General features: G+C 60.7%; 28 protein-coding genes and 6 pseudogenes. 24 read left to right on the top strand and 10 right to left on the bottom strand.

Annotated features, from left to right (window positions below):
- Nucleotides 1-261 precede the first annotated feature (261 nt).
- On the bottom strand, nucleotides 262-510 hold the full coding sequence (locus OMK73_RS15265) for a hypothetical protein (protein ID WP_267602777.1): 249 nt from the start codon (nucleotides 508-510) through the stop codon (nucleotides 262-264).
- Nucleotides 511-744: 234 nt separating this feature from the next.
- Here OMK73_RS15265 and OMK73_RS15260 point away from each other — a divergent pair, with 234 nt between their 5' ends.
- Complete coding sequence (locus tag OMK73_RS15260; RefSeq protein WP_267602776.1) at nucleotides 745-1,449, top strand: flavodoxin family protein; 705 nt, start codon at nucleotides 745-747, stop codon at nucleotides 1,447-1,449.
- 85 nt (nucleotides 1,450-1,534) lie between these two features.
- Nucleotides 1,535-2,428: a LysR family transcriptional regulator gene (locus OMK73_RS15255; RefSeq protein WP_267602775.1), complete on the top strand. Its 894-nt coding sequence runs from the start codon at nucleotides 1,535-1,537 to the stop codon at nucleotides 2,426-2,428.
- A gap of 27 nt (nucleotides 2,429-2,455) precedes the next feature.
- On the opposite strand, the gene OMK73_RS15250 is transcribed toward OMK73_RS15255, so the two are convergent.
- Nucleotides 2,456-3,349, bottom strand: a complete 894-nt coding sequence (locus tag OMK73_RS15250; protein ID WP_267602774.1) for a LysR family transcriptional regulator — start codon at nucleotides 3,347-3,349, stop codon at nucleotides 2,456-2,458.
- 190 nt (nucleotides 3,350-3,539) lie between these two features.
- On the opposite strand from OMK73_RS15250, the pseudogene OMK73_RS15245 reads away from it, so the two are divergent.
- The 10 genes and pseudogenes from OMK73_RS15245 to OMK73_RS15200 all read left to right on the top strand — a co-directional run bounded on the left by OMK73_RS15245 (nucleotide 3,540) and on the right by OMK73_RS15200 (nucleotide 11,211).
- Nucleotides 3,540-4,285: pseudogene (locus tag OMK73_RS15245) on the top strand (SDR family NAD(P)-dependent oxidoreductase).
- 45 nt (nucleotides 4,286-4,330) lie between these two features.
- Entirely contained in the window at nucleotides 4,331-5,080 is a 750-nt protein-coding gene (locus tag OMK73_RS15240) for an SDR family NAD(P)-dependent oxidoreductase (RefSeq protein ID WP_267602773.1), read from the top strand.
- 14 nt (nucleotides 5,081-5,094) lie between these two features.
- Entirely contained in the window at nucleotides 5,095-6,297 is a 1,203-nt protein-coding gene (locus tag OMK73_RS15235) for an MFS transporter (RefSeq protein WP_267602772.1), read from the top strand.
- A 100-nt stretch (nucleotides 6,298-6,397) separates the two neighbouring features.
- Nucleotides 6,398-6,949 (top strand): glutathione S-transferase family protein, encoded by a 552-nt coding sequence (locus OMK73_RS15230; protein WP_267602771.1) that lies wholly within the window; start codon nucleotides 6,398-6,400, stop codon nucleotides 6,947-6,949.
- 97 nt (nucleotides 6,950-7,046) lie between these two features.
- On the top strand, nucleotides 7,047-7,460 hold the full coding sequence (locus OMK73_RS15225) for a DUF427 domain-containing protein (protein ID WP_267602770.1): 414 nt from the start codon (nucleotides 7,047-7,049) through the stop codon (nucleotides 7,458-7,460).
- A gap of 19 nt (nucleotides 7,461-7,479) precedes the next feature.
- Nucleotides 7,480-7,800 (top strand): NIPSNAP family protein, encoded by a 321-nt coding sequence (locus tag OMK73_RS15220; protein ID WP_267602769.1) that lies wholly within the window; start codon nucleotides 7,480-7,482, stop codon nucleotides 7,798-7,800.
- A gap of 102 nt (nucleotides 7,801-7,902) precedes the next feature.
- Complete coding sequence (locus OMK73_RS15215) at nucleotides 7,903-8,400, top strand: DUF3237 domain-containing protein (protein WP_324291814.1); 498 nt, start codon at nucleotides 7,903-7,905, stop codon at nucleotides 8,398-8,400.
- An 8-nt stretch (nucleotides 8,401-8,408) separates the two neighbouring features.
- Nucleotides 8,409-9,281 (top strand): DinB family protein, encoded by an 873-nt coding sequence (locus OMK73_RS15210; protein ID WP_267602768.1) that lies wholly within the window; start codon nucleotides 8,409-8,411, stop codon nucleotides 9,279-9,281.
- Entirely contained in the window at nucleotides 9,224-10,612 is a 1,389-nt protein-coding gene (gene egtD, locus OMK73_RS15205) for an L-histidine N(alpha)-methyltransferase (protein WP_267602767.1), read from the top strand. Before OMK73_RS15210 ends, egtD begins: the two co-directional genes overlap by 58 nt.
- A gap of 410 nt (nucleotides 10,613-11,022) precedes the next feature.
- On the top strand, nucleotides 11,023-11,211 hold the full coding sequence (locus OMK73_RS15200) for a hypothetical protein (protein ID WP_267602766.1): 189 nt from the start codon (nucleotides 11,023-11,025) through the stop codon (nucleotides 11,209-11,211).
- Nucleotides 11,212-11,245: 34 nt separating this feature from the next.
- On the opposite strand, the gene OMK73_RS15195 is transcribed toward OMK73_RS15200, so the two are convergent.
- The 4 genes from OMK73_RS15195 to OMK73_RS15180 all read right to left on the bottom strand — a co-directional run bounded on the left by OMK73_RS15195 (nucleotide 11,246) and on the right by OMK73_RS15180 (nucleotide 14,811).
- Nucleotides 11,246-11,548, bottom strand: coding sequence for a hypothetical protein (locus OMK73_RS15195; protein ID WP_267602765.1), 303 nt, complete (start codon nucleotides 11,546-11,548; stop codon nucleotides 11,246-11,248).
- Between the two features lie 13 nt (nucleotides 11,549-11,561).
- Entirely contained in the window at nucleotides 11,562-11,870 is a 309-nt protein-coding gene (locus OMK73_RS15190) for an aldolase/citrate lyase family protein (RefSeq protein WP_267602764.1), read from the bottom strand.
- Between the two features lie 572 nt (nucleotides 11,871-12,442).
- Nucleotides 12,443-13,438 carry a Bug family tripartite tricarboxylate transporter substrate binding protein gene (locus OMK73_RS15185; RefSeq protein WP_267602763.1) on the bottom strand — a complete coding sequence of 332 codons (996 nt, stop codon included), beginning with the start codon at nucleotides 13,436-13,438 and terminating at the stop codon, nucleotides 12,443-12,445.
- 149 nt (nucleotides 13,439-13,587) lie between these two features.
- Complete coding sequence (locus OMK73_RS15180) at nucleotides 13,588-14,811, bottom strand: CaiB/BaiF CoA transferase family protein (protein WP_267602762.1); 1,224 nt, start codon at nucleotides 14,809-14,811, stop codon at nucleotides 13,588-13,590.
- A gap of 173 nt (nucleotides 14,812-14,984) precedes the next feature.
- On the opposite strand from OMK73_RS15180, the gene OMK73_RS15175 reads away from it, so the two are divergent.
- The 7 genes and pseudogenes from OMK73_RS15175 to OMK73_RS15140 form a co-directional block, all read left to right on the top strand.
- Nucleotides 14,985-16,049, top strand: a complete 1,065-nt coding sequence (locus OMK73_RS15175) for a MaoC family dehydratase (RefSeq protein ID WP_267602761.1) — start codon at nucleotides 14,985-14,987, stop codon at nucleotides 16,047-16,049.
- Between the two features lie 15 nt (nucleotides 16,050-16,064).
- Nucleotides 16,065-16,574, top strand: a complete 510-nt coding sequence (locus tag OMK73_RS39205) for a hypothetical protein (protein ID WP_420715539.1) — start codon at nucleotides 16,065-16,067, stop codon at nucleotides 16,572-16,574.
- The gene (locus OMK73_RS39200; RefSeq protein WP_420715538.1) at nucleotides 16,543-17,058 is read left to right on the top strand and encodes a hypothetical protein; all 516 of its coding nucleotides are present in this window, start codon (nucleotides 16,543-16,545) and stop codon (nucleotides 17,056-17,058) included. The genes OMK73_RS39205 and OMK73_RS39200 overlap by 32 nt, the downstream gene beginning before the upstream one ends.
- 50 nt (nucleotides 17,059-17,108) lie before the next feature.
- Nucleotides 17,109-17,861 carry a GntR family transcriptional regulator gene (locus tag OMK73_RS15165; RefSeq protein ID WP_267602760.1) on the top strand — a complete coding sequence of 251 codons (753 nt, stop codon included), beginning with the start codon at nucleotides 17,109-17,111 and terminating at the stop codon, nucleotides 17,859-17,861.
- 263 nt (nucleotides 17,862-18,124) lie between these two features.
- Nucleotides 18,125-18,889 (top strand): annotated as a pseudogene (locus tag OMK73_RS15160) (DUF4158 domain-containing protein); the annotation flags it as partial.
- A gap of 174 nt (nucleotides 18,890-19,063) precedes the next feature.
- Nucleotides 19,064-20,507, top strand: a protein-coding gene (locus OMK73_RS15150) for an IS3 family transposase (protein ID WP_420715652.1) whose coding sequence is annotated in 2 segments (ribosomal slippage) — nucleotides 19,064-19,401 and nucleotides 19,400-20,507 — 1,446 coding nt in all. Because the reading frame shifts where the segments join, the coding sequence is not laid out codon by codon here.
- Between the two features lie 1,068 nt (nucleotides 20,508-21,575).
- Nucleotides 21,576-21,716, top strand: a pseudogene (locus tag OMK73_RS15140) (Tn3 family transposase); the annotation flags it as partial.
- Here OMK73_RS15140 and OMK73_RS15135 read toward each other — a convergent pair.
- Nucleotides 21,714-21,959: pseudogene (locus tag OMK73_RS15135) on the bottom strand (Tn3 family transposase); the annotation flags it as partial. The pseudogenes OMK73_RS15140 and OMK73_RS15135 sit on opposite strands and share 3 nt — an antisense overlap.
- A 3-nt stretch (nucleotides 21,960-21,962) precedes the next feature.
- Between OMK73_RS15135 and OMK73_RS15130 the strand changes: the two are divergent.
- The 3 genes and pseudogenes from OMK73_RS15130 to OMK73_RS15120 all read left to right on the top strand — a co-directional run.
- Nucleotides 21,963-22,577 (top strand): annotated as a pseudogene (locus OMK73_RS15130) (Tn3 family transposase); the annotation flags it as partial.
- Between the two features lie 11 nt (nucleotides 22,578-22,588).
- Nucleotides 22,589-22,765, top strand: coding sequence for a DUF6429 family protein (locus tag OMK73_RS15125; RefSeq protein ID WP_420715537.1), 177 nt, complete (start codon nucleotides 22,589-22,591; stop codon nucleotides 22,763-22,765).
- A gap of 4 nt (nucleotides 22,766-22,769) precedes the next feature.
- The gene (locus tag OMK73_RS15120) at nucleotides 22,770-22,931 is read left to right on the top strand and encodes a hypothetical protein (protein WP_267602756.1); all 162 of its coding nucleotides are present in this window, start codon (nucleotides 22,770-22,772) and stop codon (nucleotides 22,929-22,931) included.
- 57 nt (nucleotides 22,932-22,988) lie between these two features.
- Here OMK73_RS15120 and OMK73_RS15115 read toward each other — a convergent pair whose 3' ends face one another.
- Together OMK73_RS15115 and OMK73_RS15110 are read right to left on the bottom strand one after the other, a co-directional pair.
- On the bottom strand, nucleotides 22,989-23,309 hold the full coding sequence (locus OMK73_RS15115; RefSeq protein WP_420715536.1) for a phage integrase N-terminal SAM-like domain-containing protein: 321 nt from the start codon (nucleotides 23,307-23,309) through the stop codon (nucleotides 22,989-22,991).
- Nucleotides 23,310-23,746: 437 nt separating this feature from the next.
- On the bottom strand, nucleotides 23,747-24,496 hold the full coding sequence (locus tag OMK73_RS15110) for an SDR family NAD(P)-dependent oxidoreductase (RefSeq protein WP_267602755.1): 750 nt from the start codon (nucleotides 24,494-24,496) through the stop codon (nucleotides 23,747-23,749).
- A 97-nt stretch (nucleotides 24,497-24,593) separates the two neighbouring features.
- Here OMK73_RS15110 and OMK73_RS15105 point away from each other — a divergent pair, with 97 nt between their 5' ends.
- The gene (locus OMK73_RS15105) at nucleotides 24,594-24,947 is read left to right on the top strand and encodes a winged helix-turn-helix transcriptional regulator (RefSeq protein ID WP_324291732.1); all 354 of its coding nucleotides are present in this window, start codon (nucleotides 24,594-24,596) and stop codon (nucleotides 24,945-24,947) included.
- Nucleotides 24,948-25,154: 207 nt separating this feature from the next.
- Here the strand turns inward: OMK73_RS15105 and OMK73_RS15100 are convergent.
- A pseudogene (locus OMK73_RS15100) lies at nucleotides 25,155-25,607 on the bottom strand (tripartite tricarboxylate transporter substrate-binding protein); the annotation flags it as partial.
- Nucleotides 25,608-25,804: 197 nt separating this feature from the next.
- Here OMK73_RS15100 and OMK73_RS39195 point away from each other — a divergent pair.
- A complete protein-coding gene (locus tag OMK73_RS39195; protein ID WP_420715535.1) occupies nucleotides 25,805-26,155 on the top strand; it encodes a hypothetical protein in 351 nt (116 codons plus the stop codon).
- The last annotated feature ends 5 nt before the right edge of the window (nucleotides 26,156-26,160 follow it).

Raw genomic sequence — 26,160 nt, 5'->3', positions numbered from 1 at the left:
TAGCGAAGGTGCCTCAACGCCAGAGCTGCCCCATGCCCGGAAGGTATGCCCACCGGCCTACAAAGTCTTTTTCTTTCGGGTCGTGAATCTCTAGATTCTTCCTGGCGGTGCGGTCGCTGCCGGTCGGCGTGAGGACGCCGGCAAGGTTGTTCGGGCGGGGAGATTTGCCCAGTCCGAAATCTGGAGTCAACCATGCTTAGTTGGACACTGAATAAGCTGACCGGCCTTTTCCGGCGCCAGTCTTCGACGCCGACCACCCCGTCAACGCGCAAGAACACCGCGGTTCGCAGCAGCACGCCGGAGGAAGCCTTCGGGTCCGTATTCATCCCGAATCCGCATCTCGCCGCTCGCCGGGCGCAAGCGCTGCAATGCCTCTTTCCGAGGCTGTCCAGTTGGTTCGCGAGCACACGCGATTCGCTGTGCATCAGCGAGATCAATGAGTACCTTGCGCAAGCCTGCAACGTGACCGATCTCGAGCAGCGAATTCGAGTGATCGAGCAGCGGCAGCATGCGTCTCCGGAAGAGGGCTGCTGCTGCGATGCCGCAGAGACAGAGTCCAAAGATTCTTTGCGGCCAACTTGAGTGGGCACAGCAGGCACCTACAAATGACTCAGGCTTCCGGGGTAATTTGCGAACAATGGGCATGAGTGCCATTACGCTGGGGGGTAACTGGGACCGACGCTTCAACCTACCATGAGTTCACGGCGCATCCGCGACCGTTCAAAGATGAATTGGGAGGTTCAGATGTCATATTCCACTAAAGTGGCCGTGCTCTATCACAGCGGATACGGACATACCGTGAAAGTCGCCCAGGCGGTGGCCCAGGGCGCAGCCAGCGTAAACGGTGTTGCCGTTGATCTCGTCAAAGCCGAAGAGGCGCACCTCGATTGGAGCCTGCTCGACAACGCAGATGCCATCATCATGGGGGCACCAACCTACATGGGCAGTCTGTCCGCACCCTTTAAAGCCTTTATGGATGCGACGTCGCATCTGCAGTATGTCGAAAAGCGCTGGGCCAATAAGATCGCGGCGGGCTTCACCAATGGTGCATCGCGTGGCGGCGACAAGCAAAATTCTCTCGTCCAACTGGTGACTTTTGCCGCCCAGCACCAGATGCACTGGGTAAATCTTGGCCTGAACTATGGTAATAATCGCTCCTATACCAACGAGGATATCCTCAACCGCGACAGCTACACCTTGGGTATGGCGGCGCAGGCCAACATGGACCAAGGCGGCGACGTCGCGCCCCCATCGTCCGACATTCGCACTGCGTTTCTACTCGGTGAACGGGTGGCCGAGGTCGCGCAGGAACTCATGGCGGGCCGGGCGGCGCTAGGCCGAGCGGCAAAGCCTGGTGTAAGAGGCGGCTCCGATGAACAAGACCCCGAGCATCGCGGCGTCGATCCGAGAGAAGCGTCCCGTGTCGTGGCGGGTCTCACAGTCGTCTAGATCTGGGTAACGGCCGAGCCAGGGGATGGTATGGTGGGCAATCGGGCTCGCCATATCAAGACCATGTGACGCTTCGGAGGGTAAGTTGACGACAATCCTGGAAAAGACCACCGGCCTGGTTGCGTTTGTTCGAACGGCTGAAGAAGGATCCTTCAGCGCAGGTAGCCGCGTGCTCGGGTCTAGCCAGTCTGCGGTATCAAAGAGCGTGGCGCGGCTGGAGAGTCGACTGGGTGTACGACTTTTCCAGCGCTCGACGCGTACGCTCAGTCTGACCGCCGAGGGCCAGGCCTATTACGAGCGAGTGGCCCCCTTGCTGCGAGCTATAGACGAGGCAGACGATATCGCGGTGGGAGCCGCCAGCGTTCAGGGCCTGCTGCGCGTATCGGCTCCTCAGGAGTTCGGGCGCATGCTCATCGCCTGCTGGGCCGCCGAGTTTCTCGCGCATTACCCTGACGTGAAGATCGAGCTCCAGGTGACCGATCGTTTCGTGGATATCATCCGCGAAGGCTACGACGTCGCCGTACGGATGGGCGCGCTCAACGACAGCGAACTGATCAGCCGCAAGATCACCGACTTGAACTGGGTGATGGTGGCTTCTCCGAGCTACATCCGAAAACATGGTTTACCGCGAACCGTCGAGGAATTGGCGTCACACACGGGCCTTCGTTACGCCGTGGGAGGCAAACCATGGCCTGTTGCATTCGCCGATGGAACGACGCTATTGTTGGAGAGCCGCTTCGATACGGACGACAGCGGTTCCATACGCCGTGCCGCGCTTGCCGGCGCTGGCATTGCCTATCTGCTGCGGGTGACCGTCGCGGAGGACCTCGCCGCAGGAGATCTGGTCCAGATCCTGCCCCAGCACGCGCTGACCCGCATTCCCGCTTATGCGCTGCATGGCTTCGGCAAGCAGCTTCCCGCGCGCACCCGACTATTTATTGAATTCCTGCTCAAGAAGGCCGCCGAGGCCGACATTTGAGAGATTGCCCCTGGCCTTTGCTGTCGGTCACCGCATTGATACGCGAGCAATCAGTTCATCCAGCCGGGACAGGAACAGCTTCAGGATGGGGGAACGGTTCGCCTTGCTGTAGCCAACGACGAGGTCGATCGTCGGCACCTCACCAGCAAGGGGGCGGCTGACTACCGAAAGGGGCATCAGATTTTCGACATAGGCTGGGATCAGCGTCAAGCCTCGTGTAGAGGCCACCAACGACATGACCATCGCAGGGTTGTCAACACTTTGCGTCGGCTTGATCTGAACACCCGAGCGATCAAGGTAGTCGTCGATCACCGCGTGTAGCACCTTGGCCTTGTTCGCCATGGCAATGAAGGGCTCGCCAATAAGCTCTTGTGGGCGGATAGCGTCGCGTGACGTCAGCGGATGATCGCTGGGCATAAGCACCACAAGCGGTTCCTGGCTCACGACCCTGTAAGCGAGATCGAAGCCCGGCTCGACGCGCAGGAGCGCCAGGTCCAGCTTGCCCCGTGCAAGTCCTTCAGCAAGGTCCGGCGAGTAGTCGCTGGAAACAGTGACATCGACATTGCACAATTCGTCGCAAAGGATGTGCATGGCCTCGGGCAGCCAGGTCATTTCCTGCCCGGTGAGGAACCCAAGCGCAAACCGCTGCTTGGCTGGTTGCGCGGCCCTGCGGGCCGCTTCGACTGCAGCGTCCACCTGGCTAAGGGCCAGCCGCGCGTGATCGATAAAAGCCTTGCCCGCTGCGGTCAGCTCCACGCCGCGTGCGCTGCGGCTCAATAGTTCGACCCCGACCTGATTTTCCAGGTCTCGGATCTGCCGACTCAGTGATGGCTGTGAGGTGTGCAGCCGTCGCTCGGCCGCCACCGTCAGGCTACCTGTCTCGGCGACCGCTATGAGATACCGAAGGTGTCGAAGTTCCATTGTACATGTATCGCGACCCCCATGCCTGGGAGGTATGTGAGTCTGCTTTTAAAGTCTTTTCCAATTTTGTCGCGAGACTGTAGATTCTCCCGCGTGGCAGCGTATTGGGGGGCTCCTGTCCGCCCTCGGATCTTAGTGCAAGGCGCATTCCCATACCCCGCAGATCATATCGCACCGGAGTTTTTGAATCATGACCAAGCCCGTAGTCCTCATTACCGGAGCCCTGACCGGCATCGGCCGCTCCACCGCTCTGGCCTTTGCCAGGAATGGTGCTCATCTGGTTGTCTCTGGCCGCCGGCAGGCCGAAGGCAGGCACTCGAAACCGAGCTTCAGCAACTTGGTGCCGAGGTCGTCTTCATCCAGGCCGACGTCCGCCACGACGATCAGGTTCGCGACCTGGTCGATCAGACCGTGGCCCGCTTCGGCCGTCTCGATGTGGCCGTGAACAACGCCGGCACGGAAGGGCAGCCGGGGCTGGTTGTCAACCAGACCGCCGAGAGCTACGCCGCCACCTTCGACACAAACGTGCTGGGCACGCTGCTGAGCCTCAAGCACGAACTGCGCGTGATGACTGCCCAAAAGAGCGGCAGCATCATCAACATCTCCTCGACCTACGGTCATGAAGGGGCGGCCTACGCTTCCGTCTATGTCGGCAGCAAGCATGCAGTCGAGGGCTTCACCAAATCGGCCGCGCTGGAAGTCGCAACCACGGGCGTGCGCGTCAACGCTGTTGCCCCCGGCCCCGTCGACACCGGCATGCTGGACCACTTTACCGGCACCCCCGAGAACAAGGCCGCGCTGGCCGCTACCGTACCGCTGGGCCGCGTCGGCAAGCCGGGCGACATCGCCAGCGCCGTACTCTTCCTTGCCTCCGAAGCGTCGTCCTTCATGACTGGCCAGATCGTCACCGTCGATGGTGGCAAGACCGCAGGTTGAAGTTTCTGTCTCAGCATGGCGGGCGCGCCCGTCCAGGAGAAAGTAATGTCCACACATCCCGTTGTCCTCATTACAGGCGCACTGACCGGCATAGGCCGCGCTACCGCGCTGGCTTTCGCTCGTGACGGCGCATTCGTCGTCGTCTCCGGACGGCACGATGAAGAAGGCCAGAAGCTGGTTGCTGAACTTCAAAAGCTTGGTGCAGAGACGCAATTTCTCAAGTCCGACGTACGTCATGAGGACGAAGTCAGCAGCCTGGTCGATAACACTGTCGCGCGCTTTGGTCGACTCGACATGGCAGTCAACGCCGCCGGCACTGAAGGCCAGTTCGCACCAGTAACGGAACTGACTCCCGAGAACTACGCAGCCACTTTCGATACCAACGTGCTAGGCACATTGCTCTGCGTGAAGCATGAGATGCGTGCGATGCTCGCGCAAGGCAGCGGTAGCATCGTCAATATCTCATCGACGATGGGTGAGCGTGGCGCGGCGAACGCATCCCTCTACACCGCCAGCAAGCACGCGGTGGAGGGCCTGACCAAATCGGCCGCGCTTGAGGGCGCGGCATCCGGTGTGCGGGTCAACGCCATTGCCCCGGGTCCGGTTCAGACTGCCATGCTCGACCGGCTCACCGGCTCGGCCGACAGGAAAGCCGCCTTCCTCGCGAGTGTTCCCCTGAAGCGCGCGGGAACTCCCGAGGAAATCGCCGATGCCATCGTGTTCATCGCATCCGGCAAGGCGACCTTCATTACGGGCCAGATCATCCGAGTCAACGGCGGCAAGACCGCTTCGTGACCATCGAGCGCCAGATGTCGAACCATCCTGCGGACGGCTCTCGGCCATTCGAGCTGGGGCCACGGACCAGTTTCTGGGTGTCGGCGGGGGTGGTCGCACATACGCTATGGACCAGCGCGGCGCCCGCCATGACCTATCGGCTGTATGCCGAGCAGTGGCAACTGACCCACACGGTGACCACCGGGATATTCGCCGTCTATCCGATCGTCGTAGTGATTGTCCTGATTGCATTCGGTGATCTCTCCGACCATTTTGGCCGTCGAGCGACGATGTTGCTCGAGCTGGGCGCGTCGTTGCTCGGTGTGCTGCTGTTTGCCATTGCACCGAGCGTGTCGTGGCTGTTCGCTGGTCGCGCCCTGATGGGCATCGGCGTTGGCCTCAGCGCGGGCGCCTCGACGGCTGCGATGGTGGAGTTCAACTCGGAGGGGCAGGGGAAGCGCGCCGCATCCGTTATGGCGGCTGCACAAGCTTTCGGTTTCGCGGCCGCGCTGCTGGTAGGCGGTGCGCTGACGCAATACGCGCCATGGCCGCTGCATCTCAGCTTCTGGGTGCTGTTTGTCCTCATAGCACTGCTTTTCGCCGCGGCCTGGCACTTGCCTCGTCGCGCGGGTGAGCCGGTGGCTTGCAAGTGGCGCCCCAGGGCGCCGTCCATCCCCTGCGCCTTGCGGCCCGCGTTTGCAGTTGCGGCGCTCGCAGTGACCACTGCATATACGCATGGCGTGTTGATCTTGTCGCTCGGGGCCCAGGTAGCCCGTGACTTGGTGGGGTCACCGAATGCCCTGGTCAACGGCGCCGCGCTGGCGTTGTTCGCCGTCACGTCTGGCGTGCTCGGGATTGTGGCGCGTAGGCTAAACCCTGGCCTTGCCATGACCTTGGGCGCACTCGCGTCAGCGGCCGGCATGGCATTGCTGGCTCTGTCCACGGCTTGGCACGGACTGTGGATATTCCTGGCGGCCACGACGATGGCGGGCATCGGCTATGCCATGCTTTTTCTGGGTGGTCTCACCTTGATCAATGACTTGACCCATGCGCAACACCGCGGCGGAGTGCTCTCGACGCTTTATTTGTTCGGCTATCTCTCGCTAGGCGTGGTCGCCCTCGGCCTGTGCGTCGTGGCCACGCACGAGGGACTAGGCCTGGCGGTCGACCTTGGCGCCGGCGTGATCGCCTTGCTCAGCCTCGCAACGATCGCGCTGCTCTTGATGCAGCGAATGTGAGCCTGCATTCCACCGAACCTGCACTTCCCACGCGCTCCGAAAACGCAGGTCCCGACCTCCGCCCCGGGAGCATCTCGATTCTCAATAAAGGAAATCAACTATGACCTCCGACCTGATCAGATTCCACCACACAGCTTCCTCACCCAACTCACGACGCGTGCGCATCTTCCTCGCAGAGAAGGGGTTGTCAATACCACTCGTTCCCGTCGATCTAAGCAAGGGCGAGCAGCATTCCGAGCCATATCGGGCGATCTACCCTCGCGGGGTCGTGCCGACGTTGGTGCTGGAGGACGGTACGGCAATCGGCGAAGTGCCGGCGATCTGCAGGTACATCGAAGAAATTCACCCGAAATCACCCCTACTCGGTGACACGGCAAAGGAAAAGGCGCTGGTGGCGATGTGGGATCGGCGCACCGAATTAGAAGGCTTCGCCGCGGTCATGGAGGCAATCCGCAATGCCGCGCCAGGTCTCAAAGGCCGCGCGATCGCTGGCCCCCACGACTACGAGCAGATCCCTGAACTGGCGGAGCGCAGCAAGCTGCGGGTGGAGAATTTGTTCGCCGATCTCGATGCCCGACTGGAACAAGTCCCATTCGTGGCCGGTGATCGCTTCTCCGTTGCCGACATCACTGCGATGGTGGCCGTGGCATAGACATTTTGGTCTGAGAGGCGGGGCTTTCCAGGGCTACGCAGGGGTAGAGGGGGAAGCGGGGCCGTAGGCCGACGCGTCAATCCAAAGGAGAGTTTTCATGTTAAACAACGCCACCGCCGCAACCCGGACCGTCAAGGTTCCGGATGCCGATCATCCGATCACCATCGAGCACAACCCGTCTCGCGTGGTGGTAACGCTAGCCGGCCAAGTCATCGCAGATGCATGCGACGCGTTGACGCTTCGCGAGGGCGGCTACCCGGCCGTCCTGTATATCCCGAGGAAGGATGTGGACATGACGCTCCTCGAGAGGTACGACCACATCACCTATTGCCCCTACAAGGGCGACTGCGCATACTTCTCGATCCCGATCGGCGGCGAGCGCTCGGTCAATGCGGTCTGGACTTACGAAGACCCATTCGCGGCTGTCGCACCGATCAGGGATCACCTTGCTTTCTACACCGACCGGATCGATGCAATCGAGGAATTCACGAACGGCGCAGCGATCTTCTGACCACCAGGTGAGATATCCAATGCTCTACGAAATCCGAACCTACACCTTCAAGCCGCTGCGTGGCGCCGATTGGCTCGCTTTGTACAAGAGCGAGGGGCTGGCGCTACAGCAGGAATTCCTCGGCGACCTGATTGGATTCTTCGTGACTGAAATTGGCGACATCAGCCAGATCGTCCATATCTGGGCCTACAAAGGATTTGACGATCGGCTTGCGCGTCGGGACAGGATGGCCGCCGACAGCCGCTGGCAGGAATTCGGTCACAAGGTAAAGGCGCTAGACATCTTGGTGAGCATGGAGTCGCGGATCATGCGCCCGACGGACTTCTCACCGCTGAAGTAGGCGCAAGCACGCAGCAGCCCCATCGCGGCAAATTCTTGCCCCGGTTGGAACCTCAAATGACTGGCGTGGGACCCGAGCCCATGCCATCAACGGCAATGGTGAATACGATGTCCCCCCCTTTTTAAGGATCTCCCTGCACCGCTCACGCGCGTACAAACGCGGCCGCTGTTCGTCATGCGCCTGGACGTCAAGCCGATGGTTGTCGTCGGCGACACGCCGGGCCCGTTTCGACGCGCAGGCATCGTGCCATCGGGGACGTTCGCCGGCGAGCGAGTGTCTGGCAATGTGCTGGACGGCGGGAGCGACTGGCAAACAGTGCGCAGTGACGGAAGCACCATGCTCGACGTGCGTCTGCTCCTCCAAACCGACGACGGCACCAACATCACGATGTCTTACCGCGGTATCCGCCGCGGTGCCACTGAAGTCATACAGCGGCTGGAGAAGGGCGAAGAAGTCGACCCTGCAAGCTACTACTTCCGGATCAACCCCATGTTCGAGGCGCCGGCCGGAAAGTATGCGTGGTTGAACCAGGTCATCGCGGTCGGTGTGGGCCATCGGTTCGTGTACGGACCCGTCTACAGCGTGTTTGAAATCCTGTGAACAAAAGCATGAGCCAGAACAACTCTTCCAGAGAAGCACGCATCTACCCGTCCGAGTCTGGGGAGACGTTCAAGCGATCGGTCGCTGACGCCTCTGCAGATTTGCAGGCGCGCTTCAGGCGCGTTCGTGCCTATACCGACCGTCTCGTCGCACCGCTCGGGGACGAGGACAGGGTGGCCCAGTCGATGCCAGACGCGAGTCCGGTGAAGTGGCACCTTGCGCATACCACCTGGTTCTTCGAAACCTTTGTGCTCGTCGAGCACCTGCCTGGTTACGAGGTGTTCGATCCAAACTATGCGTACCTCTTCAACTCCTACTACGAGGCATTGGGTCCGCGCCAGCCCCGGCGGCACAGAGGGCTGCTGACGCGCCCGACCAGCCAGCAGATCGATGCGTATCGGCGGCACGTCGATACGCACATGGCCAGGCTGTTGGCTGCGGAGCCGGCGTCTGATCTCGAGCCGCTCGTCCTGCTCGGAATCGCGCATGAAGAGCAGCATCAGGAACTGCTGCTAATGGATGTCCTTCATCTGTTCGCGCAGTCGCCACTTAAACCCACATATCAGGCCGATTGGCCTGCGGACGAATCCGGCCGCCCGGGCCGATTCAGGTTCCATGCCGGCGGCTTGCGCGATCTTGGCGACGACGCGTCAAAGTTCGCGTTCGACAACGAACGGCCTCGCCATAAAACGTGGATCGAGCCATTCGAAATCGGTGATCGCCTGGTCACGAATCGCCAGTGGCTACGGTTCATGAACGACGGCGGGTACACCCGCGCTGCTCTATGGCTGTCCGATGGCTGGGCGCTAGTTCAAGCTGAGCAGTGGGAAGCTCCCTTTACTGGGAGCGCGCAGCAAACGGCACGGATTGGCGAGCGATAACGCTCGGCGGCCTTCGTGGCATCGACCCCGACGCCGCTGTCACACACATAAGCTATTACGAAGCGGTCGCTTTCGCCAATTGGGCCGGCGCACGGCTGCCGACCGAAGCCGAGTGGGAAGCCGCAGCAGGTGCGGGTCTGCTTGAGCAGGCCGAGGATGTCGCGTGGCAATGGACGCAAAGCGCGTATGGTGCGTACCCGGGGTTTCGCGCATCGGCCGATGCAGTCGGCGAGTACAACGGCAAGTTCATGGTCGGGCAGATGGTGCTGCGCGGCGGCGCGAGTGTCACATCGCCAGGCCACGCACGACACAGTTACCGGAATTTCTTCCGCCCCGGGCAACGCTGGATGTTTTCCGGGCTGCGCCTTGCGCGCGATCTGGAGCCCGGGCCAAAGGCAGACGTGGAAGCCGATGGATTCGAGGCAGACATCATCGCTGGCCTCTCGGTGCATCCGAAGACGACCCCGCCAAAGTATTTCTACGACGAGGCGGGTTCGGCTCTGTTCGAGGAAATCTGCGTGACGCCCGAGTACTACGTGACGCGGGCCGAGACAGCGTTGCTCCAAAGCGTGGCGCACGAACTTGTGTCGGGTATTGCAGCCGAGGCGGTGCTGGTCGAATTCGGTAGCGGCGCTAGTGACAAGACACGCCTGATCCTCGATGCAGCGCCGCAGATCGGCACGTATGTGCCCATCGACATTAGTCCCGACGCCCTGCATCAGGCTGCCGAGCGCATCTCCCGCGACTACCCGGCGCTTCAGGTTGCGCCGCTGGCCGACGACTTCACCCGTGCCGTGGCCTTGCCGGCACACGTTGGCCGCGCACCACGCGTGGGGTTCTTCCCCGGCTCGACGATCGGCAACTTCACGCCGCAAGAGGCGATGTGGTTTCTGCGCTCAGTGCGGAGTCTGCTTGGCGCAAAAGCCCAGCTGATCATCGGCGTGGACATGATCAAGGATCCCGCGATGCTGGTAGCGGCGTATGACGATTCGATGAGCGTAACCGCCCGCTTCAACAAGAATTTGCTGGCTCGCATCAACCGTGAGTTGCATGGCGACTTCGATCTGGACGCGTTTGATCACCATGCGATATGGAACGCGCAGTTGCAGCGCATGGAGATGCATCTGGTAAGCCGGATCGATCAGCTGGTACACGTTGCTGGCCGCGGCTTCGCTTTCAAGGCCGGTGAGCGACTGCACACCGAAAGCTCACACAAATTCAGCGTCGAGTCGTTCAGCGCACTGGCCGTATCGGCGGGCTGGGTGATCGATCGGTACTGGCTAAACGCCGCCCCGGAGTTTGCCATCTTCAGTTTAACGGCGCCCGGTTAATGGGAGGTGCCGGGCGCTGGTTCGTGTTGGCCGAGGGTAGGCAGTCAGCGCCGATATTAATCCCAGTCTGGAATGGCACATATCCGGCTTCGCGCCTTCTCGGACCGAACCGGTTTGGATAATTTTTCCGCAACCCACCCCCGCCAAAGGCCTCCGGTCCCGCAGGGGAACCAGACGATGACAGCGAAGAACACGACCCCCGCTGCAGCCCCAGCGTATACGCTGAAGGACATCAAGACGTTCATCGGCTACGACGGATACGGCCTCGAAGCCGACGTCTACCTCGCCAAGCAGAAGGTGGCCTCGATCTACGACGCCGCCGACGGCAGTCCGATCCGGATTGAATACGCCGGGGGAAGAAGAAGGCGGCTCTCCACAAGTTCGCCGCGCGCTGGTACACGGAGTCGGGCGTGGAAGCCGAGCACGAGGCCATGCGCGCCGAGGTGCTGGCGAAGCACGGCAAGTTCACCGACCACCACCCGGACGCGGAAGGGAAGCTCGAGTCGTGGGTCAACGCCGAGATCGACCGCATTCCACCGCGCCTCTGGAACCGCAGCCGCCCAGCCCGATGTCAACCGGGCAGACCTGCCGCCCGCTAGTCGGAATCGTTCCGGAGAGCGTGCCAAAGCGACGTCAACTCGTTTGCCACTGTGGAAAATTGCAAGATGCCTTCATGGGCTTCGTCATGACGCGTGCCGCTGACGCGTCGCCATGCGATCTCCGTCCTCTTTGCGAATCAGCCTGCGGGGTTGAGCCCGCCGCGGCCAGCGCAATCGCCAGGACGAGGCTGCCTGCGACGTCGATCCAGAAGCGAATCGGTACCGTCGCGAGGTCCCGGCGGCGGCCATCGCGCAGGGTGATGTGGCCGCGCCGGTAGGTTCGCCAGCTGTGCCTGGCCAGCATGACGGCCAGCGGCCAGCAGGGGAGACAGGGCATGGTTGCTTGGGCTTCAGTGGGGGCTTTGCAGCCCCGCCGCTTTGGCGGCGAACCCATCGCGTCGCGCCTGGGCGACCTCTGCCACGCTCTGCTCCTCGTCGCCAGGCTTGGTGCTGACAGCGTCGATCGCGTCGACGCCAGCCTGCGCGGCCGCCAGCAGGCACAGCGTTCGCGCAACGGAGAATGGCGGGGTAAGGTCCCGCCCGGCATGCGACGAAAACGCATCCAGGTCGTCCGCGCCCCACATCCGCGCACGAACCCGTAACTGGGCATTGCGGTACGACGGCAGGCCTGACACGCCCTCCGATGTGTCCGTCGCCATGGCGATGAGGCCGGTCTGCTGCCGGCCATCGAGCAAACGATGGCCTCCAGGCAGTGGCGCACGACGGTGGCAAGGTCCTCTAGAACGTGGGCCGTGGACAGGCCGTCGATACGCACAAAGAACGAGGCCGCCGTCGACTCCCGATGTGTCGCGAGAAAAGCGGAAAGCCGCTTTTCTCGCGTCCGCCTTGCCTTCTTCGGGTACAACCTCTTCGAGGTCGTACACCAGCGCGTCCGCGCCGGAGCGCAAGGACGCCTCCAGCTTCCTGTCGCTATCGGCAGGTACGAACAGTAGTGAGCGCAGATGGCCCGGCATGTCTATTCTCGTATTTTCCCTCCAGCTTTGCGGACATCGCGACCGCCTATTCCGATACCTTGACACGCGCGACCGGGCGCCCCATCCCATGCAGTGACCTGGGCGCTTCCAAATCTCGAGCTCCGTGTCCGTCAGGATGACCGAGGCAAAGGCTCTTGCCCTTTGCGAACGAAGTGCAGACCCATCCGAAAGCACCGAATCCCGCAGCGGCACCGGTGACCCCGATTCATACTGAGCTCTGAGTGTCATCTTTAGACTCACTCGGCCGTGATCCTAGTCTGGGTGATCACATCCTTCCAACGAACGAGCTCGTCGGCATTGAGTTTCTTTAGCGCTGCGGCGGAGTATTCTTCGTCCTGCAGGAGCTGCACGCCTTGCTTGGAGAGACGGTCGCGCAAGGAAGAATCGCCGATGGCCTTTCGATAAGCAGTGTTCATGGTAGCGAGGGCAGCCACTGGTGTACCGTGAGGAGCGTAAAGGCCGTACCAGGTGACTGCAGCGAAATGGGGTATTGTCGACTCCGAGACCGTCGGAACAGCAGAGAACTGCGGCATGCGCTTGGCTCCCGACTGCGCGAGCGCACGCGCCCGCCCTGCAGTTACCTGCGGCAGGGACGAATTGCTCTGGTCAAACATAGCATCGATCCGCCCGGACACGACGTCGACCATGGCAGGACCTGCACCCTTATAGGAAATGGACGTGATGTTGATGCCTGCCTGCTGGGCGAAGAGGGCTGCAACCAAGTGAGAAGTCGAGCCAACTCCCGCATTGCCGAAATTGATGCTGCCCGGCTTGGCTTTCGCCGCGGCGATCAACTGTTCGACGTTCTTGAAAGGCGAATTTACGCCCACCAGGAGAATCAAGGGGGTGTAGGGAAGCCGGAAGACCGGCTCAAAGTCCTTGATCGGGTCATATGGAAGCTTCTTGTACAGATACGGCGCGGCTGCCATCTGGCCAACATGTCCCAGAAGAAATGTGTACCCGTCGTTCTTGGACTTCGCTACTTTCGCAGCACCGATGGTGCCACCTGCGCCGCCGGTATTGTCGATGACAATTGGTTGCCCCAGGTTTTCAGCGACCTTCGCTGCAATGTTGCGCGCGAGAACGTCGGCCGGGCCTCCGGCCGAAAACGGTACAACCCAGGTGACGGCTCGCTCAGGGTATGGTGCCGCATTGGCATAGTCGGCGAGTGCAAGGGCTGCTGCGAGAACGGTAAGGGAGCTGCGCGCTATGAACGGATGGTGGTTCGTCATGATCTTTTAGGAAGTGTTAGGTCAGAAAGCACTAAAGCGGGCTGACCAGTTGGATGCGTGTCAGCGTCGTGCCGGGGCGAATGTCGAAGCCAATATCAGTGCGCTTTGTCCTAGCGACGATGATGCCGACTGTGTGCATGATGCGTAGTTCACGCGCCGGCCACCGCTCCAGACTTGCGCAGTCGCTCGATCCTGTCTGAAGACATGCCGATTTCTCGAAGGATCGCGTCGGTATCCTCACCTACCGTTGGCGCACGACGGCCAATGCCACCAGGGGTTTTGCTCAGCTTGATCGGCACACCTGTGATCGTTACTCGCTGTTGGCTACCCGGGTGATCAATCTCCACCAGCATGTCTCTGCTTCGGAAGTGCTCGTCGTGGAACACGTCATCTGCTGTGTAGACTGGACCGAAGGGAACCCTTCCGCCCAGAATGACTTTGAGTTCGTCCTTGGTCTTTTGGCGGGTGAACTCTTCCAGCGACTGGATGACGAGACCAGCGTTCCGCACTCGGGCTGCGTTGGTGGCACATTCTGCTGACTCGGCAAGATCCGCACGTCCGAATGCATGCGCCAGTTCACGCCACAGTTCGTCAGTGGCGCAAGCGATTGAAACCCAGCCGTCCTTGGCGCGGAAAAGGCCGAAAGGGCAAAGAAGCGGATGCTTGTTGCCCTCGGGGACCGGGCTGTGTCCTTCATAGGAGTGTTGATAGACGATGCGCTCCGTCAGCGCCAGGATACAGTCGACCATCGACACGTCGACAAACTGTCCTTCTCCTGTCCTGCGTGCATGGTGCACGGCCGAGAGTATGCCGATCGCCAGCATTAGCGCTGGCACCGTATCGCCAACGCCGGGCCCGATCTTGGTAGGCTGCTCAGGGGACGGTCCGGTGATTCCCATGATGCCACCCATGGCCTGCGCGACTACGTCGTATGCCGGCCACTCATAGTAAGGGCTCTCCCCGCTACGCCTATCGCCAAAGCCACGCACCGTTGCGTAAACCAACGCCGGGTTAATCTTGGCCAACTCCTCATAGGACAGGCCCAAGCGCTCCATCACGCCACCGCGAAAGTTTTCCACCACCACGTCCGCAGTGGCGACGAGTTCCTTGAGCACTTCTCGGCCTTCCGGATTCTTCAGGTCTAGGGCAATCGATGCCTTGTTGCGGTTGACACTCTGGAAATAGCCGCCGAACGAGCGGAGCTTGTCATCAGCAAGAAATGGGCCGGTGCGTCGCATGCCCTCGCCGTTTATGGGTTCGACCTTGACGATCCGAGCACCTTGGTCGGCGAGAACTTGGGTGCAGAAGGGGCCAGCGAGCATTTGCGTGAGGTCTATCACCTTCACATCGGACAGTGCGCCAGAACTGAACATCGAGTCTCCTTAGTACGTACCTAATTTCACGGCGTTGCCATGGTGGTTGACGGTTAATAGCCACAAAAGTCGCGTATTTTGCGCCAGTTCTTGACCGTGATGGAATCATACATATACTATGTACGTACCTACAAGATTTTTCTGATCAAACGAGAGCAAAGGAGGTCAGCGGCATGTCGAAGAGCAGGAGTGGCAACTTTTTTGAGGATTTCCGTGTGGGGCAGTCCTTTCAGCACGGTGTGCCTCGAACGATTGGTGAGGGCGAACGCGCGCTTTACATTGGACTGACCGGCAGCCGATCGGCGCTGAATACTGCATCGACAACTGCGAAGGTGCTGGGCCTCTCGGGCGCGCCCATCGAAGATCTACTGGTCTTCAATATTGTGTTCGGTAAGACAGTTCCGGAACTCTCGCTAAATGCGGTAGCAAACCTCGGTTATGCGGATGGACGGTTTCTCGCCCCCGTTTTCGCAGGTGACACCCTGTCCGTTGCCAGCCTAGTGCTGGCGAAGAAGGAGAACTCCAACGGCAAGAGCGGGGTGGTCTACGTACGTTCCACGGCCAAGAACCAGCATGGGATCGAAGTGCTTTCGTACGTCCGCTGGGTTATGGTTCATAAGCGCGAGGCAGGGCAGCCCGCGGCGGCCTTGGCCGAACTACCGGAGCTTCCTCCCTTTGTCGAGCCTGAGAGGCTTGAAACCCCAGCCTACTCACGACCCAGTCAAGTTACTGCGGTTACCGGCTTCGGTGATCTATGGGAGGACTACAAAAAAGGCGAACGAATCGAGCACCCGAGCTCGATGACCGTAAATGAGAGCGATCACAGCATCGCCGCAAGGCTCTATCAGAACAACGCGAAGGCCCACTTCGACGCTCAGTTGATGGCACTGAGTCCTGCAGGCAAGCGCCTCGTCTACGGTGGCCACGTGATGTCAATCTGCCGCGCACTCGCATACGACGGCCTGGAAAACAGCCTCGGCATGCTCGCGATCAACGCAGGCAGCCATGTGTCGCCCGTGTACTCAGGCGACACGCTTTCATGCATGACGGAGGTCGTTGACACCTATCCCCTTGATGCCGGCGTCGGCGCGCTCCGCCTCCGCACCATCGGAGCCAAGAACGTTGGAGGGGCCGATGCCATAGTGGCTCCAGAGGCCGGCACCGGCAAGGCGACGTACTCCAAGGACGTCATTCTCGATCTCGACTACACCGTCGTTATTCCACGTAAGCAACATTGAATTGAAAGGAATCTCATGGAAAAACTGATACACCCCAAGAAAGCACTCTTTGCTGGCGAAAAGGCATTCCCGGTCCTTTCTGCCTGCGAGCACTTCGCGGGCAGCCGAAAGCTCATCGACAAAGCGCTGGCGCTGCAGATCGAGTACGGCCCTATATTTGACATCACGGCAGACTGCGAGGATGGCGCCCGAGCAGGCGAGGAGGTCGCTCACGCGGAAATGGTGGCGGAGCTTGTAGCGTCAGCGCAGAACGTTCACAAGAAGATCGGCGCCCGCATTCACGATCCCTCGCATGCGTCCTGCAAGGAGGATGTGGACATCCTCCTGTCGAAGTGCGGCCGCGAGATTGCCTATATCACCATCCCGAAGGCCACGTCCTACGAGCAAGTTGCAGGGCACCGCTGCCTATATCCAGGCGACGGCCAAGCGTCTCCGCCTCGACCGCGCCATCCCGCTGCACATCCTAATCGAAACCCATGGTGCGCTGCGCGACGTGGCTCAGATCGCGACCATTCCCAATCTTGAAGTCCTTGACTTTGGCCTAATGGACTTCGTGAGTGGCCACCACGGAGCGATCGCTGCCTCGCAGATGCGTAGCCCCGGCCAGTTCGAGCACCGCCTGATCGCGCGGGCAAAGGCGGAGGTCGCAGCGGCAGCGCTGGCAAACGGCGTGGTACCCGCCCACAATGTTTGCCTGAACCTGAAGGACGCCCACGTGGTACGTCAGGATGCTGCGCGTGCTCGTAGCGAGTTTGGGTTCCTGCGGATGTGGAGCATCTATCCCGCGCAGATCAAGCCCATTGTCGAAGCGATGCAGCCCGACTTTGATGAGGTCAACGATGCCGCGGCGATCTTGCTTGCCGCCCAGAAGGCGGATTGGGGCCCAACCCAGTATAATGGCGAGTTGCATGATCGAGCGACATACCGTTACTTCTGGATCGTCCTCGAAAAGGCAAAGGCGACCGGTATGGCGGTCCCTCCGTCTGCTCTGGAGCAATTCTTCGCCTGACTTCGTCTGGAGCTAATCCGTTAAATAGCACGCACTGTTAACTGCCATAGATGCCAAAGCCCGCCACTGCCTCGTCGCGGTATATTGACCTCGCGCGAAAGCTGACCGAGGAAATCACAAGCCGTCGTTATGCCGTGGGAAGCCTGCTTCCCACGGAGGTGGACTTGGCACAGCAATATGGTGTGAGTCGGCAGACGGTTCGCGCGGCGCTGGACATTCTGCAGGAGCGTGGTTACGTGTCACGCAAGAAGTCGGTTGGAACTCGGGTCGAGAGCATGGATGCTTCCTCTCCCTACGTTCAGGTGGTGGCATCCGTGGACGACCTCGTGCGCATCGCCGCGAACGAGCGTCGAGAGATTGAATCCGTCAAGGAGGTATTGCTCGACCGCAGTACCGCGCGGCGGCTGCACGCGCCTCCGGGAAGCCGATGGTTGTTGTTCGGTGGCACGCGTGTTGATGCACGCGATGGCAAGGTCTTGGCGATCGCGAACTTCTACGTGGATGCGCGCTTTGCAGCGATTCGCGAGGAAGTCCTAGCGCGCCCGCAGACCTTGATCAGTTCGATCATCGAAACCGCATGCAACGAGGGGATTACCGATCTGGTACAGATTGCAGATGCCGTGCTGATCGACAAACCTACGAGTCAGGCACTCAAGGTTGACGAGAATTCGGCTGGCCTGCGTATTGTTCGCCACTATAAGAATATCCGAAACGAGATTCTTGAAATCAGCGAGACGATCTATCCGGCAGAGCGACGGAGTCTGTTAACGCAAATGCGGCGCACTAGGCGCGGTCTTTACTAACCTCCTTGGATCGCCGCAGTCGGCGAGTAGCAAGGATCTATCACGCCGGGTGGGACGCTGGGCTTTCGAGATGTCTCGCTGCCCACGTCCATCGCCCCTTCTTGGGGTAATCGTACTTTTCGTGCAAATTCTGGCGGTTTCCCCGAAAGCCTTTGTCGACAACACTTTCCGACAAGCCCACACCTGTTGGCCGCTGCGAATGAGAGGAGGGCGTAACATATCTGCCCGCGATTCGGATCGCGCCATCTCGATGGGGGCAAGAGATGCCGGGCTTGGGATTTCGCTATGTGGGAAGTGACCGGTTGCCGATGCGGCTGTCGGAATTCGATGTGGAGCGGTACTTCGCACTGACTGACAGCGACGTCGCGGCGATCAATGAGCGCTTTCGGCCCGATCGGCGCGCTGGGGCGGCCATCCAACTGGTATTTCTGCGCGCAAGTGGGCATAGCCTCGGCCAGGTCGGTACGCTGCCTCGCCAGTTGCTGCACTATGTCGGCCAGCGGCTCGGCCTACCGACGCCGACGATCGCATCGCTGCGGACTCTATATCGCCGGTACAAGACGCTTTATGACCACCTGATCTGGGCCTGCGGGTATCTGGGCTTGAAGTCGATCGGACCGGACCAGTGGGCGGACCTCGAAGCATGGATGCGCCTGGATGCCAAGGAATCGCTCACGCTCGACGAATTGCTCCAGCACACGAACTGCTGGCTGTACGAACGAAGGATTCTGATTCCCGCCGACCGGACGTTGCGGGATCTCGGACGATCGGTCTGGGCTGAGATCGTGCGCAACACTCTCGCCCTGATCGAGGCGACCGTCCCTGAGGCGCAACTGAGGCGCGCCGACGCAGCACTATCGAGCCAACACGACGCCGCAGGCATGACCGTTCTCGACTGGCTCAAGACGCCGCCGGCCCGACACAGTCCGACGACGCTCACGGAAACGCTGGAGAAGATTCGGTTTCTCAAGGAGATCGGGGTACACACATGGACGCTGGACACCGTGCCGATCGACAAGCAGCGTGCCCCCGTGCCAATATGACGTGCGTCACTTATCCCTGATAGATTAGTGAGCAACGAGGTAGGTATGACCGTCAACAATTCATCCAAGGCAACGATGGCCGCCGTCAGAAATGTGTCCGATCCGGGCGCAACGCAAGGAGCCCGTAGGGCGACTGAAGAGGCGCCCGGATCGGCGACGCTGGCGTCAGCGTCCGGCACCGATTCAGAGGTCGTTGCTCGCGCTCGGCGCAGGCAATTTTCCAACGCCGACAAGCGCCGCATACTGGAGGCGGCTGACCGCTGCACCAAGCCCGGAGAGATCGGCGCGCTGATGCGCCATGAAGGCGTGTACTCGTCATCCTTGAGCACGTGGCGGCGCCAGCGCGAGGCTGCCGAACTGGCTGCCCTTGCCCCACAAAAGCGCGGACCCAAATTCGACGAGACTCGGGCCGAGGCGCGGCACATCGCGCAGCTCACGCGCGAGCGCGATAATCTCAGGAGGCGACTCGACAAGGCGCTGCTGGTGATCGACGTCCAAAAAAACTTGCAGCCTTGCTGGGCAATCCGATCGACGACGACACCGACAAGCCGTAATGGCGGCTGTGCAAGAGCTCACTCCGGCCCTGGGCGCGAGCGCGGCCTGCCATGCCCTGGGCGTGCCGCGCGGCACGCCTGCCCGGCAGCGGGCCCACCTGCGTCGCATGGCCTTCATCGGTCCACTGCCACGGTCCACTGCCAGGCCCCGGCCACCGTTGGCTCTGGATGCCCTGGAAAACCAGGTGCTGCTGGACACCCTTAACAGCGAGCGCTTCGCCGACACCGCGCCGGCGGCGATACACGCCACGTTGCTCGACGAAGGCCGCTACCTGGGCTCGGTGCGCACCATGTACCGGTTGCTGGCAACCAATGGCGGCTCGCGCGAGCGACGCAACCAGCTTGTCCATCCGGCCTACGTCAGGCCTGAGTTGCTGGCGCGCGCGCCTAACCAGGTGTGGTCGTGGGACATCACCAAACTCAAAGGGCCAGCCAGGTGGACGTGCTTCCACCTCTACGTCATCCTGGACATCTTCAGCCGCCATGTCGTGGGCTGGTTGATCGCCGGGCGCGAGAGCGCGGAGCTCGCTGAACAGCTCATCGCCGACAGCGTGGCACGCCACGATATCGCCCCCGGCGTGCTCACGCTTCATGCCGATCGCGGTGCCAGCATGCGCTCTAAACCGGTGGCCGCGTTGCTGGTCGACCTGGACATTACTAAAAGCCACAGCCGGCCTCACGTATCTGACGATAATCCCTTCTCGGAGTCGCAGTTCAAGACGATGAAGTACCGTCCGGACTTCCCCGCGCGCTTCGGCTGCATTGAGGATGCGCGCGCCCACTGCCAGGCATTCTTCGCCTGGTACAACACCGTGCATCGGCACTCGGGCATCGGATTCATGACGCCGCACAGCGTTCATTATGGGCTCGCCCAGGAGTTGCACCTCACCCGTCAGGCAGCACTCGACACAGCATTCAGGGCGTCCCCAAACAGGTTTAAAGGGCATCGCCCTGAACCACCGCGGCTGCCCACAGCAGTCTGGATCAACCCGCCGCCATCGGAGGCCATTACCCCAAACACACCACAGCCCGGCACAGTAAATTCATGAGGCCAGGTGACGCAAAGTCATTGACACGTTCCGGTGCCTGGGCACAGCGAATTCAGGCGCGCCGTCCGGTGAAGACTCGCGAGCTCAAGGTAACGACGCGCACTCTTGAGCTGGTATTTTTCCTGCGCGTGACGCTGCTCGAGTTGACCGATTCGCTGCTCTATCAAACAGGGCGCCGCGTTTCCGATCTGGTTCGGCACGCCTACAACAAGACCACAACGAAACAGGCTCGATCGGCAATTGAATATCGACAACAACTGGTCGTGATCAAAGCGCTCGTTCGTGACAACACGCGCCCGGCTGAGGCCCGACTTGCAGAGATTGGAACACTGCTTGGGGAGCTACCGGACAAACCTCCCGCCAGCCATGCAGCCAGCGTGCGCGAAACGCTGACTGATGATTACCGGCGCATCCGTAGTCTCCTTGCACCCCTATGTGAACTGGAATTCTCGGGCCGGGACACAGAACCAAGCCTGCAGCAACTCGAGCTTATCGCCAGGCTGCACGATAGCGGCGCGACGGAGTTGCCCATTGACCACGGAGTGCCGATTAGTGCCAACTGGCGCGCCATGGTCGACTGCGACGATCGCAAGCGTGCACTGCGCGCTCTGGAAGCCGCCGCGATCACGAGCTTGCGCAAAGATCTGCGCCGCGGGTCGGTTTGGATCAACCACAGTCTGTCCTTTCGTGAGCGTGACCAGATGCTGATTCCGCCGTCAGATTGGGAGTCGGAGCGAGGTCGGCACCTATCGTTATTGGGTCTACCAGCTACGGCGGAGCCCTTTATCGAGCGATTGACGGAGAACCTGAAGGCCGGCCTCGCGGCGCTGGAGGAGGCTCGCGAAGCCGGCCGCGTGACAATCGGCAGGGATGGCGCTCTGCACCTCTCGGCACTTGAGGCGCTACCGACGGACGGGATACCGAGGCGCACACGAGACCTGCTGTTCAAGGCGATCGGCACAGCTCAGTTTGCGGATGTGATGATGGAGGTGGATGTCCGCACGGGCTTTAGCGAAGTACTGCTGGCGCGGAAGGCACGCGATGCCAACGAACTTGTTTCGCTCTATGGATCCGCGCAGGCGCACCCATGCAGTCGGTATCTACACGCACGTCCTAGACCAGCACGGCATCGTTTACAACCAGCCCATCGTCCTTAACGAGCGCCAGGCGGGGGTCGCAATTGAAGGGACAGTGCGCCACAACGACACGAGCGTAAAACAGATGAGGTGAAGTATCCAGGCTCATCGAGTCGCTCGAGGCTCGCTGCCCAGTTCCCCACAACTCTGTGATGGGGTGTGTACGTTGAAACTCAACCACGCGCGCGTTGGCGCGCGACAGCCGGCCCGACATCTCGAGCACACGCATTGTGCTCGAAATCGCCGCAGCATCGACTTGTTGAATCATGGCGGCAACGCCTTTTGCATCGATCTCGGTGCCGTGTGCCATCAGCGCACCGACACGCGAGAAGATGGCGGCCTGCTCGCGCTTGCCGTTGATACGCATGGGTATACAAACGTGGGGATGGCCGTATCGAAGCTGCTCGGCTTCGATCTATGCCCGCGGCTACGCAACTTGTCGGAGCGCAAGCTCTATCTGCCACGGGGTATGGAGATGGCCAAAGATCTTGCTCCCATAGTGGATCATGGTATCTCACTGAAGCCCATTCGCGACGGCTGGGACGGGCTGCTACGGCTCGTTGCATCAATCAAGTCAGGGCGTGTCAGCGCTGTCGTCGCGTTGCAGCGATTCGGCAGCGCAGCCCAAGGGGATCCGATTTATCGGGCGGCGGAACAGCTTGGCAAGCTGCTGCGTACCCTGTTCCTGTGCGACTATTTCAGCAATGTTGAGTTTCGCCGAGAACTGCATGCGCTACTCAGTCGCGATGAGTCGGTGCACGAGCTCCAGCGTACGACATACACGGGTAAGGTCGCGCCGGAGCGAGGCCGTCGTCGTGACGAAATGATCGCGATTTCTGGCTCCTTGACGCTACTGACAAACCTGGTCATCGCATGGAACACGCAGCGCATGCAGGCGACGGTCGACGCCTGGCGCGGTAAGGGGCAGCGAGTCGTTACCTAAATTTGTGCGGGGAAAATCGTGCCTGGAGGAGCTTTGACTGGGACGCATTGAACCGCCTGCACGAGAAGGGGCTCATCGGGGATCCGGTGAACCGGGCGAAATCGGTGTGGCTAACCGACGAGGGCCTAGGCGAGGCCGAGCGGTTGTTCACGAAATACTTCGTCCGCGCTGGCGACTAGGCACATGTGCTCTATCGCACACAAACATGCAGCGCGCCTTTCTGCATTGTTCGAGGGTTCGAGGGCTGCGTTTGCCGGCAAGGCCGGCAAGGCTGGCAAGGCTGGCGCCAAATTTTGCATCGAAAGGATGCAAGCTGGTGAATTTGATGGTTTCTTAACACTTTGATTTGTAAGGATAATTATTGCCTCACCGCCAGATTTTGCACGGAAAGTACGATTACCCCTATATGGAAGAGGGCACTTCAAAGGCGAACCGTCTTCGGACGTTCTGGACCAAAGAAGGCAACCACAGGGTCGGCAAAGTCATCGAGGCCATGATCGCGGCATTGAGGGAAACCGGGGAAATGCCGTGATCGACCAGATGGAGTTGATAGCGCCGTAGGTCCTCGATGCTGGCCGTGTGGGGAGAGCGGCCGAGAAAGGCCGTGAACTGGCACACGGCGTGGATGTATTGGCTCTGAGACTTGTCCGCAAGCTTGCGCATCCGCATGTCTTCGATCATGCGCTGGCGTAGCGGGCTGATGGCAGGCGTGGCGACTGACATGGCTGTCCTCCTGTCGAGGCTCGAGGCGAATTGCCTCGGTCCTCAACATAGGAACCAGCGCTGGCGGTTAAGTCACTTGGCGCTTCGCCGGAGGGTTACCGTGCGAGCGGTTTAGTCCCCCGACCCCTTTCAGACGGTCGCCCGCATCGGCCACAATGACTGCGAAGAGTTCCGCAGCGGTCGTTCGAACTTTAGCCTTGCTCACCACGCTGCGTGCGTCGTGGACGAAAACGGTGTGGCGGATGGTCGACAGGAATGACGACACATTACGTGCAAAACAACGAGCGAGTCCGGCCAAGAATTTCCGATCCGCTCTGTCTAAACGGCGAAGTACTGAAGCAGCAGTAGCTCGTCCGATGTGGAGAGATGCTGCTTATGAGCGCCAGGAATAGCGTATCGGCCACTGCCGAATGAATATCTGTGGCGCTCAGTCGCGATTAAACTTGCGCGAGACCTCCATCAACAAACACTTCGCTGCCGGTCATAAAACTGCTCTCGTCCGACGCAAGAAACAGTGCCACTGCGGCCGTTTCATCAGGGTTCGCGATGCGTCCGAGCGGCGTCTGCTCTTTCAACAGGCCGAGCAACGCATCCAGTTGAGCACCCGAGACCAGCGTTTCCATGAGGCCCGGCGTCGCCGTCGCGCCTGGCGACAATACGTTCACGCGGATTCCGGAGCCCTTCAGATCAAGCGCCCAACTGCGTGCGAAATTGCGGATGGCCGCTTTCGTTGCGCTGTAGACGCTGAAGGCCGGCGTCCCTTTCGAGCCTGTCGTCGACCCGGTCAGGATGATCGACCCCCCAGCGTTCATCAGCGACAACGCCTTCTGTACCGTGAACAGCGTTCCTTTTACATTGACATCGAATGTCAGATCGAATTGAGCCTCCGTGATCTCTCCGAGCGGTGCAAACGAGCCTAATCCCGCGTTCGCAAACAGCACGTCGAGGCGTCCTTTTTCCGCATGCACTGCGGCAAAAATTCGGTCGAGATCATCAAGCTTTGTGACGTCACCCTGAAGGACCCGCACGTCGTGCCCGATGAGCGTCGCGGCCTTGTCCAACTCGGACTGGCGGCGACCTGTGATGAACACAAAGGCACCTTCCTCAACGAAGCGCCTCGCGGTGGCCAGTCCAATTCCGCTATTGCCGCCGGTCACCAGTGCGACTTTGCCCGTCAGTCTGCCCATTACGTACTCCTTGCAAAACATAAATCGTGGACAGGCATGGTAGAACTTTACTCTACTTTTAGCTAGTATGCACTTTTTGGTAAGTACCAGGAAGGTGATGCATGAAGACAGATCTGTTCACGTGCGGGCTCGACGCGGCGCTGGCCGTGATCGGGGGAAATGGAAGCCCCTGATCCTCTTTCACCTCGCTCACGACACGCGACGCTATGGTGAATTGAGGCGACTGATCGGAGCGGTCAGCCACAAGATGCTGAGCCAGCAGTTGAAAGAGTTGGAGATGGATGGTCTTGTCCACCGCGTCGACTACAAGGAGATTCCGCCGCGAGTCGAGTATTCGCTGACAGCATTCGGGCTGACGCTGGCAAAGGCTCTCGCGCCGCTATGCGAGTGGGGCACCGCACATGCGATGGAGGTCAGCAAAATGCTGGGGAGCCGTAATCTACCCATATGAAATCTGTGCGAGCGTCGAGGTGGCGCAGCGCGAATCAACAGATGCTTTAAGAGCGACGACATTTTCCCGATGTGTTTCGCTGGCCAAGTTGGGTGCTGTGCCAAGCGCCATGAGTTGAAGTCTGCACGCCTTGCGGATGCAGGCGTGCAGGCAACCAATCGGTGATTCCATCGGGTCGGCGAAGGGTGGTCACACGTGCTGCCTATATCAGCGCACTACCTCGATTCCAGCTAGATGGACAATGGCTCGGTATTGGTTAGTCCGGTACCGCACAAACGATGAGAACGTCGTTGGATTACCCGTCGCGATTTCCACACCGGCATCCGCCAACGTGCTCACGACCCCGGGCGTAGCCAGTACCGCCATCATCTCAGTGTTGAGTCGTGCAAGCACAGCGGAGGACGTTGCCGCTGGCGCCATGAGTCCGAACCAGACGTCCATGTCGACGCCTTTCATTGTTGGATTTTCTGCCAAGGCTGGTACGGCGGGCGCAACCGTAGCGCGACGAGCGGTCGTGACGCCGTAAGCGATGACCCGGCCAGCTACGATGTGCGGGAGTGCTGATGACAAGACCATGACGGCTAGATCGACCTGCCCACCAAGTAGATCCATGGCCATGGCAGAGGCTCCTTTGTATGGGACATGCATGATATCCAGCCTATCCGGCCATCTGGGCGTGATCGACTGGCACGAGCCGGCAGGCACTGTGGCTGGCGAGTCGCTGCCGACGAACGGGAAGTTCAGCGTGGCCGACCCGCGCCACCCCGGGCCGGCCAAGCATAACAACGAATTTCCGGATCGTGCCGTGGGACTAGGCCGCCGGCGCCGTCACCAGCGCCCACGGCACCGGCCAGTGCGTGCAGGACCCGCGTGCGTCGACCGGCTTCCTGGGCGCCGGCAAGTACCGCGTTACTCGCTTCGACGAGCCGACCGCCACCGTGATCGCGCGCAGCGACACAGGCCAGGGCGCCTATGCCGTGGCGGACCCGCGCCCTGGTATGCGGCGCGAGCTCGGGGACCACTACCTGACCGGTCGCCACTACGGCGTGATGTCATGGGACCAGCCCAGCGGTGCGGTCTCGGCAGCTGCTTGCGACAACGGCAGGTGGTCGGTAGCCGATCCGCGCCTGTCGGCGCTGAGTGACAAGCTCGTGGCGATCATCCGCGCGCTGGATGGTCAAATGCCAGAGGGATTGGCCACGAACTGACTGAC

Source organism: Cupriavidus sp. D39, assembly GCF_026627925.1.
Lineage (GTDB): Bacteria > Pseudomonadota > Gammaproteobacteria > Burkholderiales > Burkholderiaceae > Cupriavidus > Cupriavidus ulmosensis.
This window is presented reverse-complemented; position numbering and strand designations above follow the sequence as displayed.